The following is a 21574-nucleotide window of genomic DNA, read 5'->3' as shown; positions in this document are numbered from 1 at the left end:
CGAGGGCCGGTTGTCATCGGTCCCTCAGGATGCTCAGGGCCGGGGGTCAGGTCACAGTTGCGTTACTGCGCAAAACGTTGGGTGGTGGCACGCCGGTGCGCGGCTCTAGCGTGAGCGGCATGACTCGTCGACTGCGCCTCACGACCGCCGCCTCGCTCACCCTGCTCGCCGCTCTCGCGCTCGGCGGATGCTCCGCCGGAGCCTCCGACTCGGCGACCGACTCGGGCGGGCCGGCCTTCGGCGGTGACTCGGGCGGCGAGCTCGGTAGCGAGTTCGGCGACGCGCCGGCCGCCGAGGAGGCGGCGCAGGATGGCGAGGTCTCCGACGGGCGCTCCGTCATCACCACAGGGCACCTCTATCTGACCGTCGACGCGCCGCTCGACGCCGCGGAGGAGGCCGCGCGCATCACCGAGCGCGCGGGCGGGCGGGTCGACGGGCGCACCGAGTACTCCCCCGACCAGGTCGGCTATGCCGCCGCCGAACTGCTGCTGCGCATCCCCTCCGCGACGCTCACGGCGACGCTCGAGGAACTGCGGGCGCTCGGCGAGGTGGAGGAGCTCACGCTGCAGACCGACGATGTGACGCGCGAGGTTCAGGATCTCGACGCGCGCATCACGGCGCTGCGCTCCTCGGTCGAGCGACTGCTCGCCCTGCAGGACACCGCGGCGACGGTCGAGGACCTCATCGACCTCGAGACGGCGATCAGCGATCGTCAGGGCCAGTTGGAGAGCCTCGAGGCGCAGCAGCGCTACCTCGCCGATCAGGTGGAGCTCTCCACACTTCGACTCACGCTCGGCTCTGACGAGACCGCGCCTGTCGACGAGCCCGACACCTTCCTCACCGGCCTCATCGCCGGGTGGGAGTCTCTCGTCGCCGTCGGCTCGGGCCTGCTCGTCATCGCCGGCGTGCTGCTGCCCTGGCTCGCGGTGCTCGGCGCGCTGGCCCTCGTGACGCTGCTCATCGTGCGCGGAGCTCGTCGTCGCCGGGCCCGCGCCGCCGAGCCGACTCCCTAGACGGCGGGGTCGGCCTGCGCGGCGGTGACGACGTCCACGAGCGCCGACCGCAGCGGGTGCCCCTCGTCGATTCCCATGACCTCCGTGACGAAGGTCGAGGCGTCGTCGGCCGCGAGGCGCACCGCGAGGGCGAGGCTCTCCGGGTCGTCCTCGGCCCGAAACCGCAGGGCCGCACTGATGGCGGCGAGAATCGCCACGGGGGTGATGCCGGCCTCGGCGAGCGCCGCGGCCGGTGAGAGGAACCGCTCGTTGCGGCTGAGCTTACGCAGCGGCTGGCGCCCCACGCGCGTCACCGGATCGGCGAGTGCGGCGTTCGCGAAGCGCTCGAGCGCGGTAGCGCGGTAGGAGTCCTGCGTCTCGACGTCGAAGCCGTGCCGCGCGACGAGCAGCTGGGAGGTCTCCTCGAGCACGGCGGTCACGGCAGCGCGCACGCTCGGCATGGCGATCGCCTCGTGGATGGTCGGTGCACCGGCGAGATGCCCGAGATAGGCCGTCGCGGCGTGCCCCGTGTTGACGGTGAAGAGCTTGCGCTCGATGTACGGGGCGAGGTCGTCGACGAAGTGGGCTCCCGGGATGCTCGGGGTCGAGCCCGCGAAAGGCCCCGCCTCGATCGCCCACTCGCAGAACGGCTCGACGCGCACGTCGAGGCCGTCGGCCGGGTCGGCGGTCGGCACGATGCGGTCGACAGCCGTGTTGGCGAAGACGGCACGCTCGAGCGCGTGGCGATCGCCCTCCAGGGACGTCGCGATCGACTCGCGCAGAGCATCCGTGGCGTGGAGCGCGTTCTCGCACGCCATGACGATGAGGGAAGCAGCGTCGTCGCTGCGCTCGCGCAGCGCGTCGGCGATGACGGGCGCGATGAAGCGCAGGACGGTGGGGCCGACGGCGGTCGTGGCGATGTCTGCCGTCGCGACCGCGCGCACGGCGGCATCACGGTCGGCGGAGGAGTCGATCGCGGTGAAGCCCGTGACCGTGTGCTCGCGTCCGTGCGGGCCGATCTCGATCACGCGGTACGACTCCGCATCGCGGATCGACGCGATGAGCTCGGCGTTGACATCGACGAAGGTGAGGTCGTGACCCGCCTCGTGGAGCAGCAGGCCGATGAAGCCGCGCCCGATGTTGCCGGCTCCGAAGTGGACGGCGCTCATGGCGGCTCCTACTCGTCGACGGCGTCGTTGACGTCGCCCAGCAGGGCGAGCACTGCCTCGGGAGTCTCGGCGGCGAGCACCTGTTCGACGGCGGCGTCATCGCTGAAAACCATCGCGAGCGCCGAGAGCACGCTCATGTGGCCGCCCTCCTTGCCGGCGATCGCCGCGACGACGCGCACCTCGTTGCCATCCCAGTCGAGCGGCTGCTCGTAGCGCACGAGGGTCATGGCGGAGGCGAGGATCGCCTCCTTCGCCTCGTTGGTGCCGTGCGGGATAGCGAGGTAATTGCCCATGAAGGTGGAGACCAGGGATTCGCGCTCCGTCATCGCCGACTCGTATGCGGGCGTCACGGCTCCTGCTGCCTCGAGTAGGCGCGCCGCTTCGGCGATCGCCTCCTCGCGCGTGCGAGCGGTGCCGTTCAGCACGATGCGGTCGGTGGTCAAAACGGTGGTGGTCACGCGAATCCCTGGCCTTTCACTTCACTCGATCGGTCGCGGTCAGCTCTGCTGACCCTTGATGTGCTGCACGACCTCGTCGTACTTCGGGCTGTTCATGAAGTTCTCGACCGAGACGTGCTCGGCGCCGGGCGCCGCGCCGCGGGCCCTCTCGGTGAGGTCCTGGTGAGTGATCACGAGATCTGCTGAGGCGTCGAGGTTCGCGATCGCCTTATTGGTGACCGTAACACCCGCTACCCCGGCGTCTTTGAGCTTCTTGCGCAGCACCGTGGCGCCCATGGCGCTCGAGCCCATGCCCGCGTCGCACGCGAAGACCACGTTCGAGATCGTCGTGCTCGTCGCAGTACCGCCCTGGCCGAGCAGCTCGCCGACGCGGCTCGAGCCGCCCTTGTTGTCGGCGTTCTGGTCGACCGCCGAGCCGAACGCATCCTTGCCACCCTCGAGGGCAGCAAGATCGCGCTTGCGGCTCGCTCGCAGGATGATGGCCGCCACCAGGAAGCTCACGGTCGCGGAGAGCACGACCGAGAGGATCACTCCGATGTAGCTGTCGTTCGCGGTCTGGATGAGCACCGCGAAGATCGAACCGGGCGAGGCGGGAGCACGGAGCCCCGAGTCGAAGATCAGGTTCGTCGCAACACCCGTGGCGCCACCGGCAATGACCGAGAGCACGAGGATCGGCTTCATGAGCACGTACGGGAAATAGATCTCGTGGATGCCACCGAGGAACTGGATAATGATGGCGCCCGGTGCGGAAGCGCGCGCGATGCCGACGCCGAAGAACATGACGGCAAGCAGCAGACCCAAGCCGGGGCCGGGGTTCGCCTCGACGAGGAACAGCAGCGACTTGCCGTTCTCCGCGGCCTGCTCGATACCCAGAGGCGTCAGAACGCCGTGGTTGATGGCGTTGTTGAGGAAGAGGATCTTCGCGGGCTCGACAAGGATGCTCGCGAGCGGCAGGAGGCCGGTGAGGACGAGGAAGTCCACTCCAGCACCCAGCGTGTCGCTAAACGCGGTCACCAGCGGCGAGATGCCGAAGAACGCACCGATAGCGAGCGCGAAGCCCAGAATGCCGGCCGAGAAGTTGTCGACGAGCATCTCGAACCCTGCGCGGATCTTGCCTGCCCACAGCTTGTCAACCTGCTTCATGATCCAGGCCGCGAGCGGGCCCATGATCATGGCGCCGATGAACATCGGAATGTCCGTGCCCACGATGACACCCATCGTCGCGATGGTTCCCACGACGCCACCGCGCGTGTCGTAGACCATGCGCCCGCCCATGTTGGCGATGAGGAGAGGGAGCAAGTAGATGATCATCGGGCCGACGAGACTCGCGAGGGTCTCGTTCGGCGTCCAGCCGGTGGGGATGAAGAACGCGGTGATGAAGCCCCACGCGATGAAGGCCGCGATGTTGGGCATGATCATGCCGCTGAGGAAGGTGCCGAACTTCTGCACTCTCACTCGTGCGCCGGGGCGCGCGGGGGCTGACGTCGTCGTCATGGTGTCGTACTCCTTTTTCGTGAGTGGTCGTGGCGTGAGGTGGAGCCGGTGGTGCTGACTTACGGGTGGACTGCGTCGAGAACTGCCGCGCGGGCGGTCTCGGCGCTCTCAGCCGACACAGCGAGTGCGGCGAGTCTGCGGGCGTCCCCGAGCGAGTGCATCGAGAGTTCTGCACGCACGTCGGCGATCGCGGAGGAGGACATCGAGAGCGAGGTCGCGCCGAGGCCCACGAGTACGACCGCGAGGATCGGGTCGGCGGCGGCTTCGCCGCAGATGCCGACGGGCACGCCGTGCGCGGCGCCTGCGGAGCCGACCGTCTCGATGAGGCGCAGCACCGAGGGGTGCCACGGGTTCTGGAAGGCCGCGACCGTGCCGAGCAGCCGGTCGGCCGCGAGGGTGTACTGCGTGAGGTCGTTCGTGCCGATGCTCATGAAGTCGGCGTGCTGCGCAACGTGGTCGGCGAGGATCGCGCACGAGGGAACCTCCACCATGACGCCCGCGATCGCGATGCCGAGCTCGTGGGCGAGGTCGCGGAAGTACTGCGCCTCCTGCGCCGTCGACACCATGGGCGCCATGACCTGCACGATCGCGTCGGAGTCCACGGCAGCCTGAGCGAGAGCGGTGAGCTGATCACGCAGGATCTCTTCGTGCGCGGCGAGGGCGCGCAGCCCGCGCCTGCCGAGCGCGGGGTTCTCCTCGCCCTGGTCGGTGAGGAACGCGAGCGGCTTGTCGGCTCCTGCGTCGAGCACGCGCACGACGACCTTCTGACCGGGGAACTGCGCGAACACCTCGCGGTAGGTGGCCGCCTGGTCCTCCACACTCGGCGCCTTCTCGGCTCCGAGGAAGAGAACCTCGGTGCGGAAGAGGCCGACGCCTTCCGCCCCGCGCGCGACGGCTTCGCGCGCCGAGTCGACCGACCCGATGTTGGCGAGCAGCGGCACGGCGCGGCCGTCGGCGAGCGCGCCGGGCCCCGAGCTCTGGGCGCGAATCGCCTCGAGGGTCGCGGTGCGCTGCAGGGCGAGGTCCACGCGCTCCTGGTCGGGGTCGCGCTCGACCGTGCCTGCCTCGGCGTCGACGAGCACGATGTCCCCGTCCTGCAGCGCCGCCGCTCCCGAGGCGCCGACGATCGCGGTGATGCCCTTCTCCCGGGCGAGGATCGCAGTGTGCGAGGTCGGGCCGCCGTCAGTCGTGACGAGGGCGAGCACCAGGTCGAGGTCGAGCGTCGCGGTGTCGGCGGGCGCGAGGTCGCGCGCCACGAGGATGAACGGGGTCTCCGACTCGGGCACGCCCGGCGCGGGCAGCCCGCTCAGGTGGGCGATCGCGCGCTGCGCGACGTCATCGAGGTCGCCGGCGCGCTCCCCCAGGTAGCCCCCCATGCCGACGAGCATGTCGCGAAAGCTGCCCATCGCCGCGTGGATCGCGTACTCCGCGGTCGCGCCGTCCTCCGTGCGGTGCTGCACGTCGGCGGCGAGGGCCGGGTCCTCCGCCATCATGGCGAGAGCATCCAGGACCTCGGCGGCCGTGCCGCCGGCGCTCTCCCCCCGCTGCCGCAGCTGCGCAGCCGTCGCGGTGAGCGCCTCCCGCGCCCGCTGCGCCTCCTCGTCAGGCGTGCGCTCGCTCGCCGTGTCGGCGGGCTGCGGCACCGGGTCGGGCATGCGGATGACCGGCCCGACGGCCGTACCCCGCCCGATGCCGACCCCCTGGAGCAGGTTCGCGTTCGTCGCGGCCGCCATCACGCGTCGTGGTCCTTCTCGAGGAAGGTCGCGAGCTGGTCGAGCACCGCCTCTTCCGTCTCCCCCTGCACACGCAGCGTCACCTCGTCGCCATGGTTCACCCCGAGGGAGACGACGCCGAGGATGCTCGCGGCGTTGATGGCGCGCTCGCCCTTCTGCAGCTCGACGGTGTGACCGGAGTCGGTGACCGTCTTCACGAAGAGCGCGGCCGGTCGGGCGTGCAGCCCGTGCGTGGAGGCGACGGTCAGAGTGCGTTCAGCCATGAGAGAGGCCTTCCCGTTCAGTGGTGGAGGTGAGCAGCGCGACGGCGTCGCGCGCGGCGGTCAGATGGTCGGCGTGCGCGAGCACGCCGACGGGAACCTCGCCCATCGCGGAGCGCACGAGGTCGAGCCGTGGGGCGACGTGCTGGCCGAGCAGCACGAGGTCGAGGCTCGGGGCGCGGTCGACGAGCTGGTCTTCGGCGAGCGCCTCCACCGTCCAGTCGAGGCCGCGTTCGCGCACCAGATCGCGCACGGCGCGGGCGAGGAAGGTGCTCGAGACGCCGGCACCGCAGACGATCGCGACAGTGCGGGTCATGATCGCCTCCTTGCGGTCTGCGGAGCGGGTCGAGCGGGTGGGACGAGCACGAGGACGTCGTGCCGGTCGCCGTGCGATTCCCATCGTGCGCCAGCGCGCCCGAGCGCCGCCAGCAGACTTCCTTCCCACCCCGCGGAAGCCCCCTCGCCGCCCCGCGCGCGGGGCAGGCCTCCCGTCGCGGGGAGCGGCCGGTCTACAGTGACTCCTGAGATGGCCGACAAATACGAGCGGATGCTCGAACTGCTGCTGCAGGCGGACGACTGGGTAACGGCGTCCGAACTGGCCGAGCAGCTCGGGGTGACGACGCGCTCCGTGCGCAGCTACGTCGCGGCCGCGAAGACGGCCGCGCATCCCCTGGCCCCCCTCACCGCGTCGACCGCCGGCTATCGCATCAACCGCGAGGCCTACGCGGAGTTCATCGCCGTGAGTCGCGAGCGCGGCACCTCAGCGGAGACGCCGCAGGATCGCGTGCACCACATCGTGCGCCGCCTCACCGAGACCTCGGCGGGGCTCGACGTGCACGGCCTCGCCGACACCCTGTTCGTGAGCGAGTCGACGCTCGAGGCCGACCTGCGGCGCGTCAAGTCCTTCGCCGACGAGAGCGGTGCCACGGTCGAGCGGCGCGGCAGCCGGGTCGCGCTGGCCGGCAGCGAGGGCGCGCGGCGGCGACTGCTGAGCAGGCTGCTGCAGAGCGAGATGACCCAGGGCATCCTCGACCTGGAGACGATCGAGCAGGAGTTCGCGCTCTCCGGGCTCGGCGCCTTCAAGACCGAGCTCATCCAAGAGCTCGACGGCGCGGGCTTCTTCGTCAACGAGTACGGCATCGACGCCGTGATCCTGCACGTCGCGATCGCCGTCGACCGCGCGCGACGCGACCAGCATCTGCCCGCGGGCGGTGCCACGGTCGTGCCCGAGCGGCACGTGCCCATCGTCGAGATCCTCACGCGGCTCGCGCGCGAGCACTTCGCCGTGGAGCTCACCCCCGCCGACACCGACTACCTGGCGCGACTGCTCGTGACGCGCGTCATCGCGCCCGGCAACGGGCCAGCGGGCGACGCGCACGTGGACGAGGACGACCTCGCGACGGTGCGGCGCATCGTCGATCAGGTGCTCGAGGAGTACGGCGTCGACTTCCACGACGACGCCTTCGTGGCGCGCCTCGCGATCCACCTCGGCAACCTCGTCACCCGGGCACGCGAGAACGCCCACACGCGCAACCCCCTCACGCGCTCGATCAAGAGCTCGTACCCGATGATCTTCGACATCGCCGTGTTCATCGCCTCGATCGTGCAGCGCGAGCGCGGCATCACCGTCGACGACGACGAGATCTCCTACATCGCCCTGCACCTGGGCTCGCACCTCGAGCGGCTCTCGCGCCGCGAGGAGCGGGTGAGCTGCACGATCGTGTGCCCCAGCTACTACGACCTGCACGCGATCCTGCGCACGCGCGTCGAGCGCGAGCTCGGCAGCGAGGTGAGCGTCGAGTTCGTCGTCACCCGCACCGACGTCGACCCGCGCGAGCTCACGAGCGACCTCGTGATCTCCACGATCCCGACCGTCGCGGTGCGGGAGGGCGTCGTGATCGTGCAGCCGTTCCTCACCGACGACGACATCGACGCGATCCGGGCGGGCATCTCCCGCGTGCGCCGGCACCGCCGCCGCGCACGCATCGCCGACGAGCTGCTCGAGTACTTCGACGCCTCCCTGTTCTTCGTGCCGCCTCCCGGCGACGACCCCGAGTCGATCATCCGCGGGCTCGGTGCCGCGCTCGTGGAAGCGGGAGTCGTCGACGAGCCCTACGTGGCCGCGGCGCTCGAGCGCGAGCGCATGTCGTCGACCGCGTTCACCGAGGCCCTCGCGGTGCCGCACGCCATGGGGCTCACGGCCGAGCGCACCGCGATCGCCCTCGCGCTCTCCCCCACCCCGATCCCGTGGGGGGATGCTCGAGTCTCGGTCATCGCCTTCATCGCGTTCAGCGCCGAGGGGCGGGCACGGTTCCAGCCGCTGTTCGACCAGTTCGTGGAGGTCTTCGCGGCACGCCGCGATGTCGCCGAGCTCGTGCGCGAGTCGAGCGACTTCGACTCGTTCATCGAGCAGCTCGCGCAGCTCATCGAGAGCGGCTGAGCATCCCGCCCCTGGCGGTGGCGCGCCTCGCACAGCGCCCGCTAGCCTCGTGGCATGCCGCTGACCGGAGAGTACGCACCCAGCACATCCGAGTGGGCCCGCGAGCAGGCGGAGCTCTACGAGCGCACGAACGGCCAGGAGGGCAACGACCTGCGCGGGCGCAGGATCATCGTGCTCACGACCCTCGGCGCCAAGACCGGCATGCTGCGCAAGACGGCGCTCATGCGCGTCGAGCACGAGGGCGACTATGCCGTGATCGCGTCCAAGGGTGGCGCTCCCGAGCACCCCGTCTGGCACCACAACCTCGCCGCGCACCCGCTGTGCGAGCTGCAGGACATGGCCGAGAAGCACGACTACCGGGCGCGACTCGTCGAGGGCGACGAGCGCGCCGCCTGGTGGGCTCGCGCGTGCGCGGTCTGGCCCGACTACGCGACCTACCAGACGAAGACCGACCGGCAGATCCCCGTCTGGGTGCTCGAGCGCGCGTAGCGCACGCGCGCGCCACGCGCCGCGCGCCACGCGCCGCGCGCCGCGGCCCAGATTTGCCGCATACGGGCGGTACGCCCAGACCCAAGCGCCTTTTCGCGCCAGATCTGGCGCGATGCGGCCCTCGCGCGCACCCCGCACCCACCCCGCGGCCCGCACCCCACGGCCCGCGCGGCCCAGATTCGCCGCAAACGGTGCGAACGCGCAGAGCCAAGCGCCCTTTCGCGCCAGATCTGGCGCGATGCGGCGCTACGCGGCGCGGCGCGGCGCGGGCTACGCGCGACGAGTGAGGAGGTCTTCCGCCGCCACCCAGGCGAGCATCGCGCACTTGACGCGCGCGACGTACTTCGACACTCCGCTCAGAGCGGCCGCGTCACCGAAGCGCTCCTCGTCGAGGGGGATGGCGCCACGCGAGCGCAGTGCCTCGCGGAACTCCTCGATGAGCGCGGCGAACTCCTCCGTCGTCCAGGGCGAACCCTCGTCGGCGGACTCTTCGGCGAGGGTCGCGAGCAGGGACGCGCTCGACTGCGAGATCGAGCATCCGGCACCCTCCCACGCGATCGCCTCGATGCGGTCGCCCGCCGCGTTCCAGCGCAGGGCGAGCGTGATCTCGTCGCCGCACACGGGGTTGCGCTGGTGACTGGTCTCCTCGCCGACCTCGAGGCCGACGCCGTGCGGGTGCTTCGAGTGGTCGAGGATGATCTGCTGGTAGAGCTGTTCGAGTGCGCTCACGGGGTGCTCCCTTCCGCTCCGAAGAACGACCGGATGCCCGCGACCGCGTCGAGCGCGAGCTCGACCTCCTCGGGCGTCGTGTGCACCGCCGCGCTGAGCCGCAGACTCGCGGTGGCGCCGAGCCGCCGATGCAGGGGTTGGGCGCAATGGTGGCCGACGCGGGCGGCGATGCCGCGGTCGTCGAGGAACTGCCCTGCGTCGTGCGCGTGCACTCCGTCGACGACGACGCTCGCGAGCGCGACCGTCGGCGCGGCGGGGTCGGTGCCGAGCAGCCGCACACCGGGAATGTCGGTGAGGCCGTCGCGCAGGCGCTGCGCGACGGCATGCTCGCTCGCGGCGATGCGGTCGAGGCCGAGCTCGTCGACGAAGCGCACGGCCTCGGCGAGCCCGATCGCCTGCGCGATGCGCGGAGTACCCGGCTCGAAGCGCTGAGGGCTCGGCAGGTACTCGGCCTTCTCCATCGTGACCGTGGTGATCATCGAGCCGCCGTAGAGGAACGGCGGCAGGGCGTCGAGCACCTCGGCGCGGCCGTAGAGCACCCCGATGCCGGTGGGGCCGTATAGCTTGTGCCCGCTGAAGACGGCGAGGTCGACGTCGAGCTCGCGCGGGTGGAGGGGCACGTGCGGCGCGGCCTGGCACGAGTCGAGCACGACGAGGGCACCGACCGCGCGCGCGAGGGGCACGAGCTGGGCGAGGGGGCTGACCTGGCCGGTGACGTTGGAGACGTGGCTGAGGGCGAGCACGCGCGTGCGCTCGCCGATGACGCTGCGGGCGACCTCGACGTCGAGGGCGCCGTCGTCGCGCACGGGGATGTGCCGCAGGGTCGCGCCGGTGCGGGCGGCGAGCTCCTGCCACGGGATGAGGTTCGCGTGGTGCTCGAGCTCGGTCGTGACGATCTCGTCGCCGGGCTGCAGAGAGTAGGGCGCCGCGGCGGCGCCGCCCATGCCGAGGCTCGCGTTGCCGAGCGCGTAGGCGATGAGGTTGAGCGCCTCGGTCGCGTGGCTCGTGAACACGACCTCCCTCTCGTCGACGTGCAGGAAGCGCGCGATGGTGAGCCGAGCATCCTCGTACAGCTCGGTCGCCTCGCCCGCGAGGGTGTGCGCGCCGCGGTGCACCGCCGCGTTCGCCGTCGCGTAGAAGCTGCTCTCGGCGTCGATGACGCGCTGCGGCTTCTGCGCCGTCGCCGCCGAGTCGAGGTAGACGAGCGGGTGACCCTGCACCTCGCGCTGCAGAATGGGGAACTGCGCGCGGATCGCCTTGAGCTCGCTGCCCGTGAACGGCTCGGCGGTCGGGGTGCCCGTGGGCGTCGCAACAGTCACGCCTCCAGGGTAGAGCGTGCTCCTACGGCGCGAGTGCCCACTCGACGGCGGCCTCGGCGTGCAGCCGCGTCGTCGGGAAGATCGGCCGGGCCACGTGGTGCTGCTCGATGAGCATCTCGATCTCGGTGCACCCGAGCACGATGCCCTGCGCGCCTCGGGCGACGAGCCGGTCGATGATGCGCCGGTACTCGGCGCGCGACTGCTCGGAGACCACGCCGCGCACGAGCTCCTCGTAGATGACGCGGTGCACGACCTCCTGGTCGTCGGGCTCGGGCACGAGCACGTCGAGCCCGTGCGAGGCGATGCGGTCTCGCAGGAACGGCTGCTGCATCGTGAAGCGCGTACCGAGCATCCCGACGCTGTCGAGGCCGGCTGCGGAGACGGCGCGCGCGGTCACGTCCGCCAGATGCAGCAGCGGGATGCTCACCGCTTCCTCGATCGCCGGCGCGACGAGGTGCATGGTGTTGGTGCAGAGCACGATCGCCTCGGCGCCGGCCGCCTCGAGACCCTGCGCCTCCCGCGCGAGCAGGTCGCTCGCCGCCGCCCAGTCCCCCGCCGCCTGCAGTCGCTCGACCTCGGCGAAGTCGACCGACACCATGACGAGGTCGGCCGCGTGCACGCCGCCGAGCCGCTCGGCGACGAGCTCGTTGACGAGCGAGTAGTAGAGGGCAGAGCTCTGCCAGCTCATGCCGCCGAGCAGTCCGAGTCGTCGCATGCTCCCTAGTCTTCCAGCGGGGGTTGCTGGGCCGACAGCGCCTCGCGCACGAGGGAGCGAGCGCCCTCCGGCAGCGCGTCGACCCCGCGCACCTCTCCGACCGAATCGCCACCGGGCCCGCGGGCGACGCTCACGCTCGCGGCGACCCCCGGCGCGTCGACCGCGAGGCGCACGTCCGCGCGGGCGAGCTCGTCGTCGTTCCAGTGGGCTCGCTCGATGGCCAGGCTCACGCGTGCGCCGTCGTGCTCGATGACCGTCGTCACCCGGTCGATGTAGGGGCACCACGGCGGCCCGGCTCCGTCCATGGGCGTCCACTCGCGCGTCGACTCCGTGACCGGCCGCACGTCGTCGAGACCGATCGCCGCGGCGAGCGCCGGGAGGGTCGAGCGCAGGCTCTGCGCGACGGTCTCCCACGAGGGCTCGGCAGGGTCGGCGGGCGGCGGGCTCGGCTCGGGCATCCCGCTCGCATCACCGGAGCGCGCAGCGCGCACCGCGTCAGCGAGTGTGGAGGTCGCAGACAGAGCGCGCGCCGCCGCGACGTGCACATCGCAGAACCAGCCCTGATTCTCGGGATGCCCCACCGCGCGCTCGGCCCTCGCCGCAGTCGAGCGGCCTGAGCCGCGCGCGAGCACGAACGTCACGAGCCGATCGGCCGTGTCGTCGAGGTCGACCCCGCACACCTCGCAGCTCGGCGGCCTCATGTCTCGCACCTTACCCGCGACGGCCCCCGGCGCGAGGGCAGCCCGAGCGGGCGTGGCTCTAGGCTGAGCGCATGATCCGACACATCGTGCTGTTCCGCCTCGCCGCCGAGGACGACACCCAGCGCCGCGAGGACGCGGCCGAGATCGCGAGCCGACTCGAGGCCCTGCACTCGCAGATCGCCGGCATCGAGAGCATTCGAGTCGACCGCGACCTCGGGCTCGTCGACGGGCACTGGGACCTCGCGCTCGTCTCCGAGCACGAGGACAACGCTGCCCTCGAGGCCTACCAGGTGCACCCCCTGCACAAGGAGGCTGCGGCATTCATCGCCTCCGTCGTCAGCGATCGCGCGGTGGTCGACTACGCGGTGTGAGTCGCGGTCGCCCCGGTCTTCGTGCGGGCGAGCACCATCCGGCGAGCACGGTGTCTACGTCGAAGCGCCCGTGATGTGAACCCCCGCGGAGTCGACGGTCACGTCGGTGAGCGTCACGCCAGCGTCACGCAGCACGGCATTGACTCCCGCGAGCCCGTCGTCCAAAAGACCGAGAACCTCGGACGGCACCTCCGCCTCGATGCCGTACACCACGGCGCTCGCCTCGGCGCTGAGCCCGCCGTCCTGCCCGACCGCCGGTGCGATCCGCACGTCCAGAAAGCCGAGATCGTAGGAGAAGTATCCGTCTCGAATGTCCACCCCGGGGAGGTCGAGCAGGCTTGCCGGAATCGTCGCCTCCCGGGCGCCCGACGTGATGAGCGGCTCGAGATAGTCGACGACGGGGCGGAGCGAATGCGGAACCGACGCCCGAAGCTCCTCCAACGCAGCGGTCACCTCCGCCGATGGCGCGGCACTGGGGTCAGGAGCTGGCGGCGGCGGCGGCTCCGTCGCGGCTGAGCCGGGCGGCCCAGCAGCGCCCGGGGCCGCGGGAGCACTCGCGTGAGCCTCCGTAGTCGCGCTCTCGGCCTCCGACGCGGTCGCATCCGGATCGGTCGGCGTGGTGGGCGGCGTGCCGGTCGGCGCGGGCGAATCGGCGACGTCGCCTTCGGCGGGTGCCGTCGACGAGACGGCGTCGGGAGGGTCCACCGATTCAGGACGCTCGTCGGCAGGACGTGGCTCGGGGGCGGTCGTATCGGGCCCTCGAGAGTCGACCGGTTCGGAGGGTTCTGGTGGCTCAGCCGCGTGCGCTGAAGGGTCACCCGTACTCGTGCTCGGGGTGACGTCGAGCGAGATCGTGATCTCGCCGTCGTCCCCCTCGATGACGGCGCCGACGCGCATGACGGCCCCGTGCGTTCCCACCCAGCCCTCTCGGTGGCTTCGACCCTCCGTGTCGGCCGTGAAATCCCATCGCTCACTCTCGGGTAGCTCGATGACCGCGCCCTGCCCGCTCGCGCGCATTCGTTCGAGCGCCGCGCGTGCTTCTGCGCCAGAGAGAACTACCGTGCGCGTGCCGACGCCGGGTGGCGTCGCCGGCCCGCTCGCAGCCGCACCAGCAGAAACCGTCACCGCCGTCGTGCGGCGCAGTGCGGTGTGCGCGCCTGCGCCGCTGCCGCCCGCGCCCGCGAGCAGTCCCACCAATCCGCCGGCGACGAGGGCAGCGGCTCCCGCCCCGAGTGGCGTGCTCAGGGGGTCTCCGAGAAGGTCGAAGACGACCGAGCCGGAGCACGAACTGCCGTCGGCGAAGCTCCACTCCAGCCTCCCCTCGTAGAGGCCGGTGCCGGCGTTGAGAAGCTGCCCGATGGGGAGCACTCCCGTTTCAACACCTGCACCGTCGCCGTCTGGGTCGACATCGTCGTCGCCCTGACTGAATACCGGAATGTTGGCACCCATGTAGGTGAGACCGCCCCACCCGCTCGTGATGCCCGAGGGCTTCGTGAAGCTGTAGGCGATCGTCGCGTCGCGGTCGGCGACGATCACCGGATTCGCGACGGTCAGCTCGGCGAGCGACTGCCCGTTGACGCTCATCTCGCACGACCCGCTGAGGTCGGCACGCGCGGGCGATGCGGCGCCCGCGTCGAGGCCGAGCATCCCGCTGGCGCCGACGACGATCCACGCCAGGACCGTCACTACGCTCATTCCCGCCGCCGCACGGACCGGCGACGTTCGGCGCAACCGTGCGTTGTAGCGGGCGACGGTCACGGCCCACAGCAGGGAGGGCACGATGATGCCGACGAGGAGGCCTGCCACGAGCGCCTGGATGAGCCGACCGACGTCGAAGACCGCAAGGCCGAACTGCTGCAGGATCATGGCGCCGCCGATGCCGAGCGCAAGGCCGGAGAGGATGCCGCCGACGCTGACTCTCGGAGTCCAGCGCAAGGGTAACCCCGGGTCGCGCTTCGGCGGATACTGCTTCGCACGCGCGACCGCGAATGCGCGCCGCACGAAGAACTGAACAACGAAGGACACCACCGCTACGACGGCGAGGCCGACCCAGCCCCAGACGAGCGTGGCAATCGTCACCAGCGCGAAGAAGACCGCCTGGATGAGGAACGAAGCGATTCCATGACCTACACGGGCAGCAGTGGCAGACATCGCCCACTCCAGAGTCGTTGATGGGGCGACTCGGGCTGGTCACCCTCGTGCGCGCCGACATTACCAGCATCCGTGCGCCCAGGGAACCCGCGGCGCTCTCGCATGCCTGCACCGACACACATCAGGTCTCGACAGCGCCGCCGATGTCGCGCAGGTGCTCCCGCAGGGTCAGCGAGGGCTCGTCGCGCTGGCGCTTCCGGTACTCGGTGTACCGCACCTGCGCCCGCAGGTTCACTCCTTGGCGCATGCGGTCGGCCTGCGCGGCCTCCGTCTCGCGGATGCTCGCCGCGAGCTCGAGCAGCTCCTCGCGGCGATCGGGGCGAACGACGAGCACGCCGTCCTCATCGAGCACCACGAGGTCGTCGGGGGTGACGGGCACGTAGCCGAGGCGAGCGCTGCGGCGCACGACGCTCGTCGCGGGTGCACGGCGCGGACCGTACGGGTGGGCGCCGCAGCTCACGATCGGCAGCCCGATCTGCCGCAGCTGCTCCGTGTCGCGGTGCCGCCCCCAGATGACGATCGCAGCGAGCCCCGCACGGTGGGCCTCGAGGGCGATCAGGTCGCCGACGCAGGCCTCATCGTCGCGGCCACCATTGTCGACGACGAGCACCGACCCGGGGCGCGCATCATCGATGATGGCGAGGAACGCGTCGACGCTGCCCTCGTGCGTGACCGGCAGTGCGAGCCCCGCGACGGGATGCCCGGCCCCGAGCATCCTCATCGTCGGGGGCGCGCTCGGCACGTCGAGCTGCAGCCGCACCGCCGCGTCGGCGATCGCGGCGGTCGGCAGGGCGGCGAAGGTCGCACGGTCACTCATGCCTCGAGCCTGGCAGGCACGCCAGTGCCGGGCGAGAGCCACCCGGGACCGCGTGGCCTGCGCAGCACCGGCGGCGCAGCTCTCCGGAGGATGCCGTACCGTGCCGTGCATGCCTGCACTCACCGACGGAACGACTCTGCCCGACATCGGCTTCGGCACGTACCCGCTGTGTGACGAGGAGGCCACGAGCGCGGTGCTCAGTGCCTTGGAGGCCGGCTACCGACTCATCGACTCCGCCGTCAACTACCGGAACGAGGATGCCGTCGGGCGCGCGATCGCGCGCACCGACGTGCCCCGCGACGAGATCATCGTCGCGACGAAGATCCCCGGCCGCGACCACGGCTTCGACAGCACGCTGGCCTCGTTCGACCGATCCACCGACGCTCTCGGGCTCGAGCACATCGACCTGTACCTCATCCACTGGCCGAACCCGCGCGTCGACCAGTACGTCGACACCTGGCGCGCCATGGTTCGCCTGCAGGAGGAGGGCCGTGTCGGGTCGATCGGCGTCTCGAACTTCACGCCGGAGTACCTGACCCGGGTCGCCGACGCGACCGGGGTCATGCCCGCTCTCAACCAGGTCGAGCTTCATCCGTTCTTCCCGCAGGTCGTGCTGCGCGCGTTCCACGCGCAGCACGGCATCGTGACGGAGGCCTGGAGCCCGCTCGGTAGAGCCGCACCCGTCAAGGAGTCCGCTCCCGTGGCGGGAGCTGCCGCGACCCACGGCGTGACGGCAGCGCAGGTGATCCTGCGCTGGCACCAGCAGATCGGCTCCCTGCCGATCCCGAAGTCGGGCGATCCCGACCGTCAGCGCGAGAACCTCGACCTCGGCGGGTTCACGCTCACCGACGACGAGGTCGCCGGGGTCTGCTGCACGGATAGGTGACACGGTTTAGTCACGCAGCCAGTGCGGCTGGCGTGTTCATGATGGCCTCGAACTCGACCGGGGTCAATCGGCCCAGAGCGGCTTGCCGGCGTCGCCGGTTGTAGGTGCGTTCGATCCAGGTGACGATCGCGATGCGCAGCTGGTCGCGGGTGCCCCAGGAGCGGCGGTTGAGGACGTTCTTCTGCAACAGCGAGAAGAACGATTCCATCGCGGCGTTGTCTCCCGCAGCGCCGACTCTGCCCATCGATCCGACCATGCGGTGACGGCTGATCGCTCGGAGGAATTTCCGGCTTCGAAATTGGCTGCCTCGGTCGCTGTGGATCACGCAGCCGGCGACGTCGCCGCGCATCTGAGCGGCGTTCTCCAGCGCTCGAACGGCCAGGCTTGACTTCATCCGCGAGTCGATCGAGTAGCCGATGATCTTGTTCCCGAACACGTCTTTGACGGCGCAGAGGTAGAGCTTGCCTTCCCCGGTTCGATGTTCGGTGATGTCGGTCAGCCAGAGCCGGTTCGGGCCATCGGCGGTGAACTCATGCCGGATGCGTCCGGTCTCGTCCACGACCGCGCAGAGGTCGTCGTGGACTGGCGGGCCTGCCTTCTTGCCGTTCCTGCCGCGCTTCTTTCCGAACGCGCTCCACCAGCCGTTGTCGCGGCAGATCCGCCACGCCGTCCGATCAGCCATCGATTCTCCGGCGTCGCGAGCTTCGTCGGCCAGCAGCCGATGCCCGAATTCCGCGTCATCCTGGTGAGCATCGAACAGCGCGTTCGCGCGATACGCCTCCACCCGATCAGCGTTCGTGATCGGCTTTTTCAGCCATCGGTAGTAGGGCTGGCGGGAGAGCTTGAGAACCCGGCACGTCACCGTCACGGGTATCCCGTCAGCGGCGAGCTCTGTCACGAGCGGGTAGAACCTTTTCCCGGCAGATGGGCCTGCCCCAAATACGCCGCCGCGCGGCGGAGCACCTCGACCTCCTGCTCGAGCAGCCGATTACGCTGACGCAGCTCCCGCAACTCGGCATCACGATCGCCCGGGGACAGCGACCCCGACTCGGCAGCCTGCCGGGTAGCGCGGGAGCGGGCGAGCCACTTCGTGAGCGTCATCGGGTGAACCCCGAAATCGTTCGCGATCTGCTCGACCGTCACTCCCGGTTCGCGATTCTCCGCGACGCGCACGACGTCATCGCGGAACTCTTTCGGATAAGGCTTAGGCACGATGGCATCCTTCCAGGCCCACCCCTCGGGCAAGCCATGTCAGATGTCACCTATCCGTGCAGCAGACCCCCGCGATGACCGCGCTGGGGCGCCCCGACGGCCGCCTGTTTGGCGGTGACCCGGAGACCCACGAGGAGATGTAGGCGCTCCGCGCGATATGCGGTCACGCGTAGAGCACGAGCCGTGCGACAGAGCGGTGGGATGGTGGACCTGAGGGGAGTCGAACCCTGTGACCGCAGGTTATGCGGTCACGCGTCGCGCTAGAGTCGCGCAACAAATCGGTGGGAGGGTGGGGATTTTGCATTCCTACTCAAAACATTGTGAAGTAGGTTCTTCACCCTTGAAGCTGCTATTCGCTTCGCGCCGATCCAGTCGTGACCAGGAAAAACAGTCCACCCCTGTCAGCCGAGCACTGCAGCTGCGCGAAGATGAGATCGATCGGCTGGTGGCTCGATTCAAGGAAACCGGCAGCGTCAAGGACGTGGCCGTCGAGTTCGGCATAAGCCGGCAGACCGCGGCGAAGCACATAAAGCAACGCGGGCTGCTGACCGTCAACCGGATGAACGAGCAGCAGATCCTCGAAGCCGCGGAGCGCTACCTCGATGGCGCGTCGGCGAAGGCGATCGGTCTCGCGCTGGGCTTTGATACCCAGACGGTGCTCAGGGGCCTGAGGAGTGTCGGTGTTCCGATTCGCCCTCGCGTAGGTTGGTAGGCAGATCGAGCCTCAATTCATTCGAAATGAAACTAAGCCCCGTCTCGCAATGAGACCTGCGGAGAACTGGCGACTATCGTGATCGACTTTCGAGCCCGCGAAAGTGCCACATAAAGGTTGCGAGGATCACGCATCTTGCTCAGATTAGCGATGACCACGTGGTCATACTCCAGGCCCTTGACCAGCAGCGTCCGCGAGGCGATCCGCGAGCCATTTCGTCTTCCTTGACGTCGTAGTCGCTCTCTGACCCGCCCCAGGTTGAGGACCGGAAGTTCACCGTTTTCGGCGGACATTTCGATCGCCTTCAGGGTGTCGTTCCATGCTTCCCATCGGTAAACCCTCACCGTGGCATTCGCGCGAATCACATGCGCGGATGCAACCAACTTGCCATAGTTCGGGTTCACGCGAAGAGCTTCCAGCGCCGCCATGACATCCTCAAGGCCAGCACGGTTCAGCCCCACAAGACTTTGCGCACCAGACAATCGACCCAGAACAGGCCCGTTGATTTCTGCCAGGCCAATGATGCACTGCTTTGCAAATCGGGCGAGCCATTCGGCGATCCGCGGATCACCATCGATTGGCAAGGCCTCGATGCCGTTCCGTGGATCGCCCCCGAGGTGAGCACGCATGAAATTGCCGCTGATGTCTTCCATGACTGAATACGCCCCACCGAGGCGACTCGCATGACCAGCGACGTCGCCAGGCCACTTGTCTAGCAGCACCACCGACTGCTCGAAATCTGAAAAGCCGTGAGCTACACCTGCAACTCCCGTCGGCCTCGTGTCGTTCACGATGGACAATCCTGGAACTGAAATCGCGCCGAAGTCGATGGTGTTTCCGTCGGCAAGTTGGGGACGAATGCTCATTAGCCAATCGCCAAGTTGCTCGTTGTGCCCCTTCCATCGATGCGGAACGGGAGCAATCTCGAACGGGGCAAAGCTCGTCTCGACTTCTGTGGCCCACTCTGCAAGTGGGCCAGCGAAGCCGAAGATGGCTTGCAGTCGGTCGCCCAGTACAACCGTCCTGGGTACAGCAGCCGAGATAGACAAGACAAGTGCGTGCTGGGTCAGCGTGCAATCTTGGTACTCATCGACGAAGAGGTAGTCGAAGCTGACGCTGTGGACGTCTACTCCCGTCAATGACTGGAGCACATTGGTTGCACCGGCTATGTAAGCATCAGACTGGCTCCAGTCAGGCACGTCCGACACAGAGATGCCAGCGATCACTGGATACGCACCGACCAACGAGAACGCCCAGCTTGTGATGGTCTCTACGCGAACAAGCCCGTTCGGAACGCCGAATAGCTTTAGTCGTTTGCGAATCGCATCCACGCCAGCATTTGTGTGGGTCAGTACCAGGCAGCGTTGGCTGCTCTCTGAAGCGACTGCAACTGCCGCAGCGAGTAGGTGAGTCTTGCCAGCTCCTGCAGGCATCTCGACCGACGCGGGGGCGGCGGCCAAGAGTTGCTCACAGGTTCGACGAAGCTCTTCATCCAATTCCATCAGAATCGCCTTGCGCCGTTGGAGCTGGCATCACCGGTGGCGCCGGATATGTGAAGGTCTTCACTTCGTCAAGCTTTGCCACCACCCGGGCTAGTCCCGGGCTATCTCGATGAGCATGGATCCAGTCGCCAAGAGATCGACCGCCATCAACTTCCTTGAACCAAGCCCGCTTGGTCGGGTCTGCTGCACGGATAGGTGACACGGTTTAGTCACGCAGCCAGTGCGGCTGGCGTGTTCATGATGGCCTCGAACTCGACCGGGGTCAATCGGCCCAGAGCGGCTTGCCGGCGTCGCCGGTTGTAGGTGCGTTCGATCCAGGTGACGATCGCGATGCGCAGCTGGTCGCGGGTGCCCCAGGAGCGGCGGTTGAGGACGTTCTTCTGCAACAGCGAGAAGAACGATTCCATCGCGGCGTTGTCTCCCGCAGCGCCGACTCTGCCCATCGATCCGACCATGCGGTGACGGCTGATCGCTCGGAGGAATTTCCGGCTTCGAAATTGGCTGCCTCGGTCGCTGTGGATCACGCAGCCGGCGACGTCGCCGCGCATCTGAGCGGCGTTCTCCAGCGCTCGAACGGCCAGGCTTGACTTCATCCGCGAGTCGATCGAGTAGCCGATGATCTTGTTCCCGAACACGTCTTTGACGGCGCAGAGGTAGAGCTTGCCTTCCCCGGTTCGATGTTCGGTGATGTCGGTCAGCCAGAGCCGGTTCGGGCCATCGGCGGTGAACTCATGCCGGATGCGTCCGGTCTCGTCCACGACCGCGCAGAGGTCGTCGTGGACTGGCGGGCCTGCCTTCTTGCCGTTCCTGCCGCGCTTCTTTCCGAACGCGCTCCACCAGCCGTTGTCGCGGCAGATCCGCCACGCCGTCCGATCAGCCATCGATTCTCCGGCGTCGCGAGCTTCGTCGGCCAGCAGCCGATGCCCGAATTCCGCGTCATCCTGGTGAGCATCGAACAGCGCGTTCGCGCGATACGCCTCCACCCGATCAGCGTTCGTGATCGGCTTTTTCAGCCATCGGTAGTAGGGCTGGCGGGAGAGCTTGAGAACCCGGCACGTCACCGTCACGGGTATCCCGTCAGCGGCGAGCTCTGTCACGAGCGGGTAGAACCTTTTCCCGGCAGATGGGCCTGCCCCAAATACGCCGCCGCGCGGCGGAGCACCTCGACCTCCTGCTCGAGCAGCCGATTACGCTGACGCAGCTCCCGCAACTCGGCATCACGATCGCCCGGGGACAGCGACCCCGACTCGGCAGCCTGCCGGGTAGCGCGGGAGCGGGCGAGCCACTTCGTGAGCGTCATCGGGTGAACCCCGAAATCGTTCGCGATCTGCTCGACCGTCACTCCCGGTTCGCGATTCTCCGCGACGCGCACGACGTCATCGCGGAACTCTTTCGGATAAGGCTTAGGCACGATGGCATCCTTC

Annotated in this window: 21 protein-coding genes; 6 read left to right on the top strand and 15 right to left on the bottom strand. The window is 69.1% G+C overall.

The window, feature by feature from the left end; genetic code table 11:
• Positions 1 to 119: 119 nt before the first annotated feature.
• Positions 120 to 1013 (top strand): DUF4349 domain-containing protein, encoded by an 894-nt coding sequence (locus IE160_RS02405; protein WP_191151555.1) that lies wholly within the window; start codon positions 120 to 122, stop codon positions 1011 to 1013.
• Here IE160_RS02405 and IE160_RS02400 read toward each other — a convergent pair.
• The 6 genes from IE160_RS02400 to IE160_RS02375 are packed head-to-tail and all read right to left on the bottom strand — an operon-like array spanning position 1010 to position 6422.
• Positions 1010 to 2161: a mannitol-1-phosphate 5-dehydrogenase gene (locus IE160_RS02400; protein WP_191151554.1), complete on the bottom strand. Its 1152-nt coding sequence runs from the start codon at positions 2159 to 2161 to the stop codon at positions 1010 to 1012. The two genes, IE160_RS02405 and IE160_RS02400, sit on opposite strands and share 4 nt — an antisense overlap.
• 8 nt (positions 2162 to 2169) lie before the next feature.
• Positions 2170 to 2619, bottom strand: coding sequence for a PTS mannitol transporter subunit IIA (locus IE160_RS02395; protein ID WP_191151553.1), 450 nt, complete (start codon positions 2617 to 2619; stop codon positions 2170 to 2172).
• 39 nt (positions 2620 to 2658) lie between these two features.
• A complete protein-coding gene (locus tag IE160_RS02390) occupies positions 2659 to 4113 on the bottom strand; it encodes a PTS mannitol transporter subunit IIBC (RefSeq protein WP_191151552.1) in 1455 nt (484 codons plus the stop codon).
• Positions 4114 to 4172: 59 nt separating this feature from the next.
• Positions 4173 to 5846, bottom strand: coding sequence for a phosphoenolpyruvate--protein phosphotransferase (gene ptsP / locus IE160_RS02385; RefSeq protein WP_191151551.1), 1674 nt, complete (start codon positions 5844 to 5846; stop codon positions 4173 to 4175).
• Positions 5846 to 6109: an HPr family phosphocarrier protein gene (locus IE160_RS02380; RefSeq protein ID WP_191151550.1), complete on the bottom strand. Its 264-nt coding sequence runs from the start codon at positions 6107 to 6109 to the stop codon at positions 5846 to 5848. The genes ptsP and IE160_RS02380 overlap by 1 nt, the downstream gene beginning before the upstream one ends.
• Complete coding sequence (locus tag IE160_RS02375; RefSeq protein ID WP_191151549.1) at positions 6102 to 6422, bottom strand: PTS sugar transporter subunit IIB; 321 nt, start codon at positions 6420 to 6422, stop codon at positions 6102 to 6104. Before IE160_RS02375 ends, IE160_RS02380 begins: the two co-directional genes overlap by 8 nt.
• 210 nt (positions 6423 to 6632) lie before the next feature.
• On the opposite strand from IE160_RS02375, the gene IE160_RS02370 reads away from it, so the two are divergent.
• The gene (locus tag IE160_RS02370; RefSeq protein ID WP_191151548.1) at positions 6633 to 8546 is read left to right on the top strand and encodes a BglG family transcription antiterminator; all 1914 of its coding nucleotides are present in this window, start codon (positions 6633 to 6635) and stop codon (positions 8544 to 8546) included.
• Between the two features lie 54 nt (positions 8547 to 8600).
• Positions 8601 to 9035: a nitroreductase family deazaflavin-dependent oxidoreductase gene (locus tag IE160_RS02365; RefSeq protein ID WP_191151547.1), complete on the top strand. Its 435-nt coding sequence runs from the start codon at positions 8601 to 8603 to the stop codon at positions 9033 to 9035.
• A gap of 270 nt (positions 9036 to 9305) precedes the next feature.
• On the opposite strand, the gene sufU is transcribed toward IE160_RS02365, so the two are convergent.
• From sufU to IE160_RS02345, 4 genes are read right to left on the bottom strand one after another with little or no spacing between them, the layout of a single operon-like run.
• Positions 9306 to 9764, bottom strand: coding sequence for a Fe-S cluster assembly sulfur transfer protein SufU (gene sufU / locus IE160_RS02360; protein ID WP_179873171.1), 459 nt, complete (start codon positions 9762 to 9764; stop codon positions 9306 to 9308).
• Positions 9761 to 11083, bottom strand: coding sequence for an aminotransferase class V-fold PLP-dependent enzyme (locus IE160_RS02355; RefSeq protein ID WP_191151546.1), 1323 nt, complete (start codon positions 11081 to 11083; stop codon positions 9761 to 9763). The genes sufU and IE160_RS02355 overlap by 4 nt, the downstream gene beginning before the upstream one ends.
• 22 nt (positions 11084 to 11105) lie before the next feature.
• Positions 11106 to 11798: an aspartate/glutamate racemase family protein gene (locus tag IE160_RS02350; RefSeq protein ID WP_191151545.1), complete on the bottom strand. Its 693-nt coding sequence runs from the start codon at positions 11796 to 11798 to the stop codon at positions 11106 to 11108.
• 5 nt (positions 11799 to 11803) lie between these two features.
• A complete protein-coding gene (locus tag IE160_RS02345) occupies positions 11804 to 12499 on the bottom strand; it encodes a hypothetical protein (protein WP_179873168.1) in 696 nt (231 codons plus the stop codon).
• A 71-nt stretch (positions 12500 to 12570) separates the two neighbouring features.
• Here IE160_RS02345 and IE160_RS02340 point away from each other — a divergent pair, with 71 nt between their 5' ends.
• Positions 12571 to 12870: a Dabb family protein gene (locus tag IE160_RS02340; RefSeq protein ID WP_179873167.1), complete on the top strand. Its 300-nt coding sequence runs from the start codon at positions 12571 to 12573 to the stop codon at positions 12868 to 12870.
• A 54-nt stretch (positions 12871 to 12924) separates the two neighbouring features.
• Here IE160_RS02340 and IE160_RS02335 read toward each other — a convergent pair whose 3' ends face one another.
• Positions 12925 to 15021 carry a hypothetical protein gene (locus tag IE160_RS02335; protein WP_179873166.1) on the bottom strand — a complete coding sequence of 699 codons (2097 nt, stop codon included), beginning with the start codon at positions 15019 to 15021 and terminating at the stop codon, positions 12925 to 12927.
• A 121-nt stretch (positions 15022 to 15142) separates the two neighbouring features.
• Entirely contained in the window at positions 15143 to 15838 is a 696-nt protein-coding gene (locus tag IE160_RS02330; RefSeq protein WP_179873165.1) for an RraA family protein, read from the bottom strand.
• A 109-nt stretch (positions 15839 to 15947) separates the two neighbouring features.
• Between IE160_RS02330 and IE160_RS02325 the strand changes: the two genes are divergently transcribed.
• Positions 15948 to 16724: an aldo/keto reductase gene (locus IE160_RS02325; RefSeq protein ID WP_191151544.1), complete on the top strand. Its 777-nt coding sequence runs from the start codon at positions 15948 to 15950 to the stop codon at positions 16722 to 16724.
• A gap of 10 nt (positions 16725 to 16734) precedes the next feature.
• Here the strand turns inward: IE160_RS02325 and IE160_RS02320 are convergent.
• Positions 16735 to 17936 (bottom strand): IS3 family transposase gene (locus IE160_RS02320; protein WP_191150673.1). Its coding sequence is split into 2 segments (ribosomal slippage): positions 16735 to 17640 and positions 17643 to 17936, totalling 1200 coding nucleotides; the frame shifts between segments, so codons are not numbered across the junction.
• A 340-nt stretch (positions 17937 to 18276) separates the two neighbouring features.
• Between IE160_RS02320 and IE160_RS02315 the strand changes: the two genes are divergently transcribed.
• Positions 18277 to 18648, top strand: a complete 372-nt coding sequence (locus IE160_RS02315) for a helix-turn-helix domain-containing protein (protein WP_191151543.1) — start codon at positions 18277 to 18279, stop codon at positions 18646 to 18648.
• Between the two features lie 32 nt (positions 18649 to 18680).
• On the opposite strand, the gene IE160_RS02310 is transcribed toward IE160_RS02315, so the two are convergent.
• Positions 18681 to 20150 (bottom strand): UvrD-helicase domain-containing protein, encoded by a 1470-nt coding sequence (locus IE160_RS02310; protein ID WP_191151542.1) that lies wholly within the window; start codon positions 20148 to 20150, stop codon positions 18681 to 18683.
• A gap of 209 nt (positions 20151 to 20359) precedes the next feature.
• Positions 20360 to 21561, bottom strand: a protein-coding gene (locus tag IE160_RS02305; RefSeq protein WP_191150673.1) for an IS3 family transposase whose coding sequence is annotated in 2 segments (ribosomal slippage) — positions 20360 to 21265 and positions 21268 to 21561 — 1200 coding nt in all. Because the reading frame shifts where the segments join, the coding sequence is not laid out codon by codon here.
• Positions 21562 to 21574 lie beyond the last annotated feature (13 nt).

The organism is Chryseoglobus sp. 28M-23 (assembly GCF_014789785.1).
Lineage (GTDB): Bacteria > Actinomycetota > Actinomycetes > Actinomycetales > Microbacteriaceae > Microcella > Microcella indica.
Note: the sequence above shows the minus strand (reverse complement) of the source record. Positions and strands in the feature narration are given on the sequence as shown.

Excerpts from the sequence above, each read along its gene's own strand:
- IE160_RS02405 (WP_191151555.1), top strand. The coding sequence starts at position 120 with ATGACTCGTCGACTGCGCCTCACGACCGCCGCCTCGCTCACCCTGCTC.
- IE160_RS02400 (WP_191151554.1), bottom strand. The coding sequence starts at position 2,161 with ATGAGCGCCGTCCACTTCGGAGCCGGCAACATCGGGCGCGGCTTCATC.
- IE160_RS02390 (WP_191151552.1), bottom strand. The coding sequence starts at position 4,113 with ATGACGACGACGTCAGCCCCCGCGCGCCCCGGCGCACGAGTGAGAGTG.
- ptsP (WP_191151551.1), bottom strand. The coding sequence starts at position 5,846 with ATGGCGGCCGCGACGAACGCGAACCTGCTCCAGGGGGTCGGCATCGGG.
- IE160_RS02380 (WP_191151550.1), bottom strand. The coding sequence starts at position 6,109 with ATGGCTGAACGCACTCTGACCGTCGCCTCCACGCACGGGCTGCACGCC.
- IE160_RS02375 (WP_191151549.1), bottom strand. The coding sequence starts at position 6,422 with ATGACCCGCACTGTCGCGATCGTCTGCGGTGCCGGCGTCTCGAGCACC.
- IE160_RS02370 (WP_191151548.1), top strand. The coding sequence starts at position 6,633 with ATGGCCGACAAATACGAGCGGATGCTCGAACTGCTGCTGCAGGCGGAC.
- IE160_RS02365 (WP_191151547.1), top strand. The coding sequence starts at position 8,601 with ATGCCGCTGACCGGAGAGTACGCACCCAGCACATCCGAGTGGGCCCGC.
- IE160_RS02350 (WP_191151545.1), bottom strand. The coding sequence starts at position 11,798 with ATGCGACGACTCGGACTGCTCGGCGGCATGAGCTGGCAGAGCTCTGCC.
- IE160_RS02345 (WP_179873168.1), bottom strand. The coding sequence starts at position 12,499 with ATGAGGCCGCCGAGCTGCGAGGTGTGCGGGGTCGACCTCGACGACACG.
- IE160_RS02340 (WP_179873167.1), top strand. The coding sequence starts at position 12,571 with ATGATCCGACACATCGTGCTGTTCCGCCTCGCCGCCGAGGACGACACC.
- IE160_RS02335 (WP_179873166.1), bottom strand. The coding sequence starts at position 15,021 with ATGTCTGCCACTGCTGCCCGTGTAGGTCATGGAATCGCTTCGTTCCTC.
- IE160_RS02330 (WP_179873165.1), bottom strand. The coding sequence starts at position 15,838 with ATGAGTGACCGTGCGACCTTCGCCGCCCTGCCGACCGCCGCGATCGCC.
- IE160_RS02325 (WP_191151544.1), top strand. The coding sequence starts at position 15,948 with ATGCCTGCACTCACCGACGGAACGACTCTGCCCGACATCGGCTTCGGC.
- IE160_RS02310 (WP_191151542.1), bottom strand. The coding sequence starts at position 20,150 with ATGGAATTGGATGAAGAGCTTCGTCGAACCTGTGAGCAACTCTTGGCC.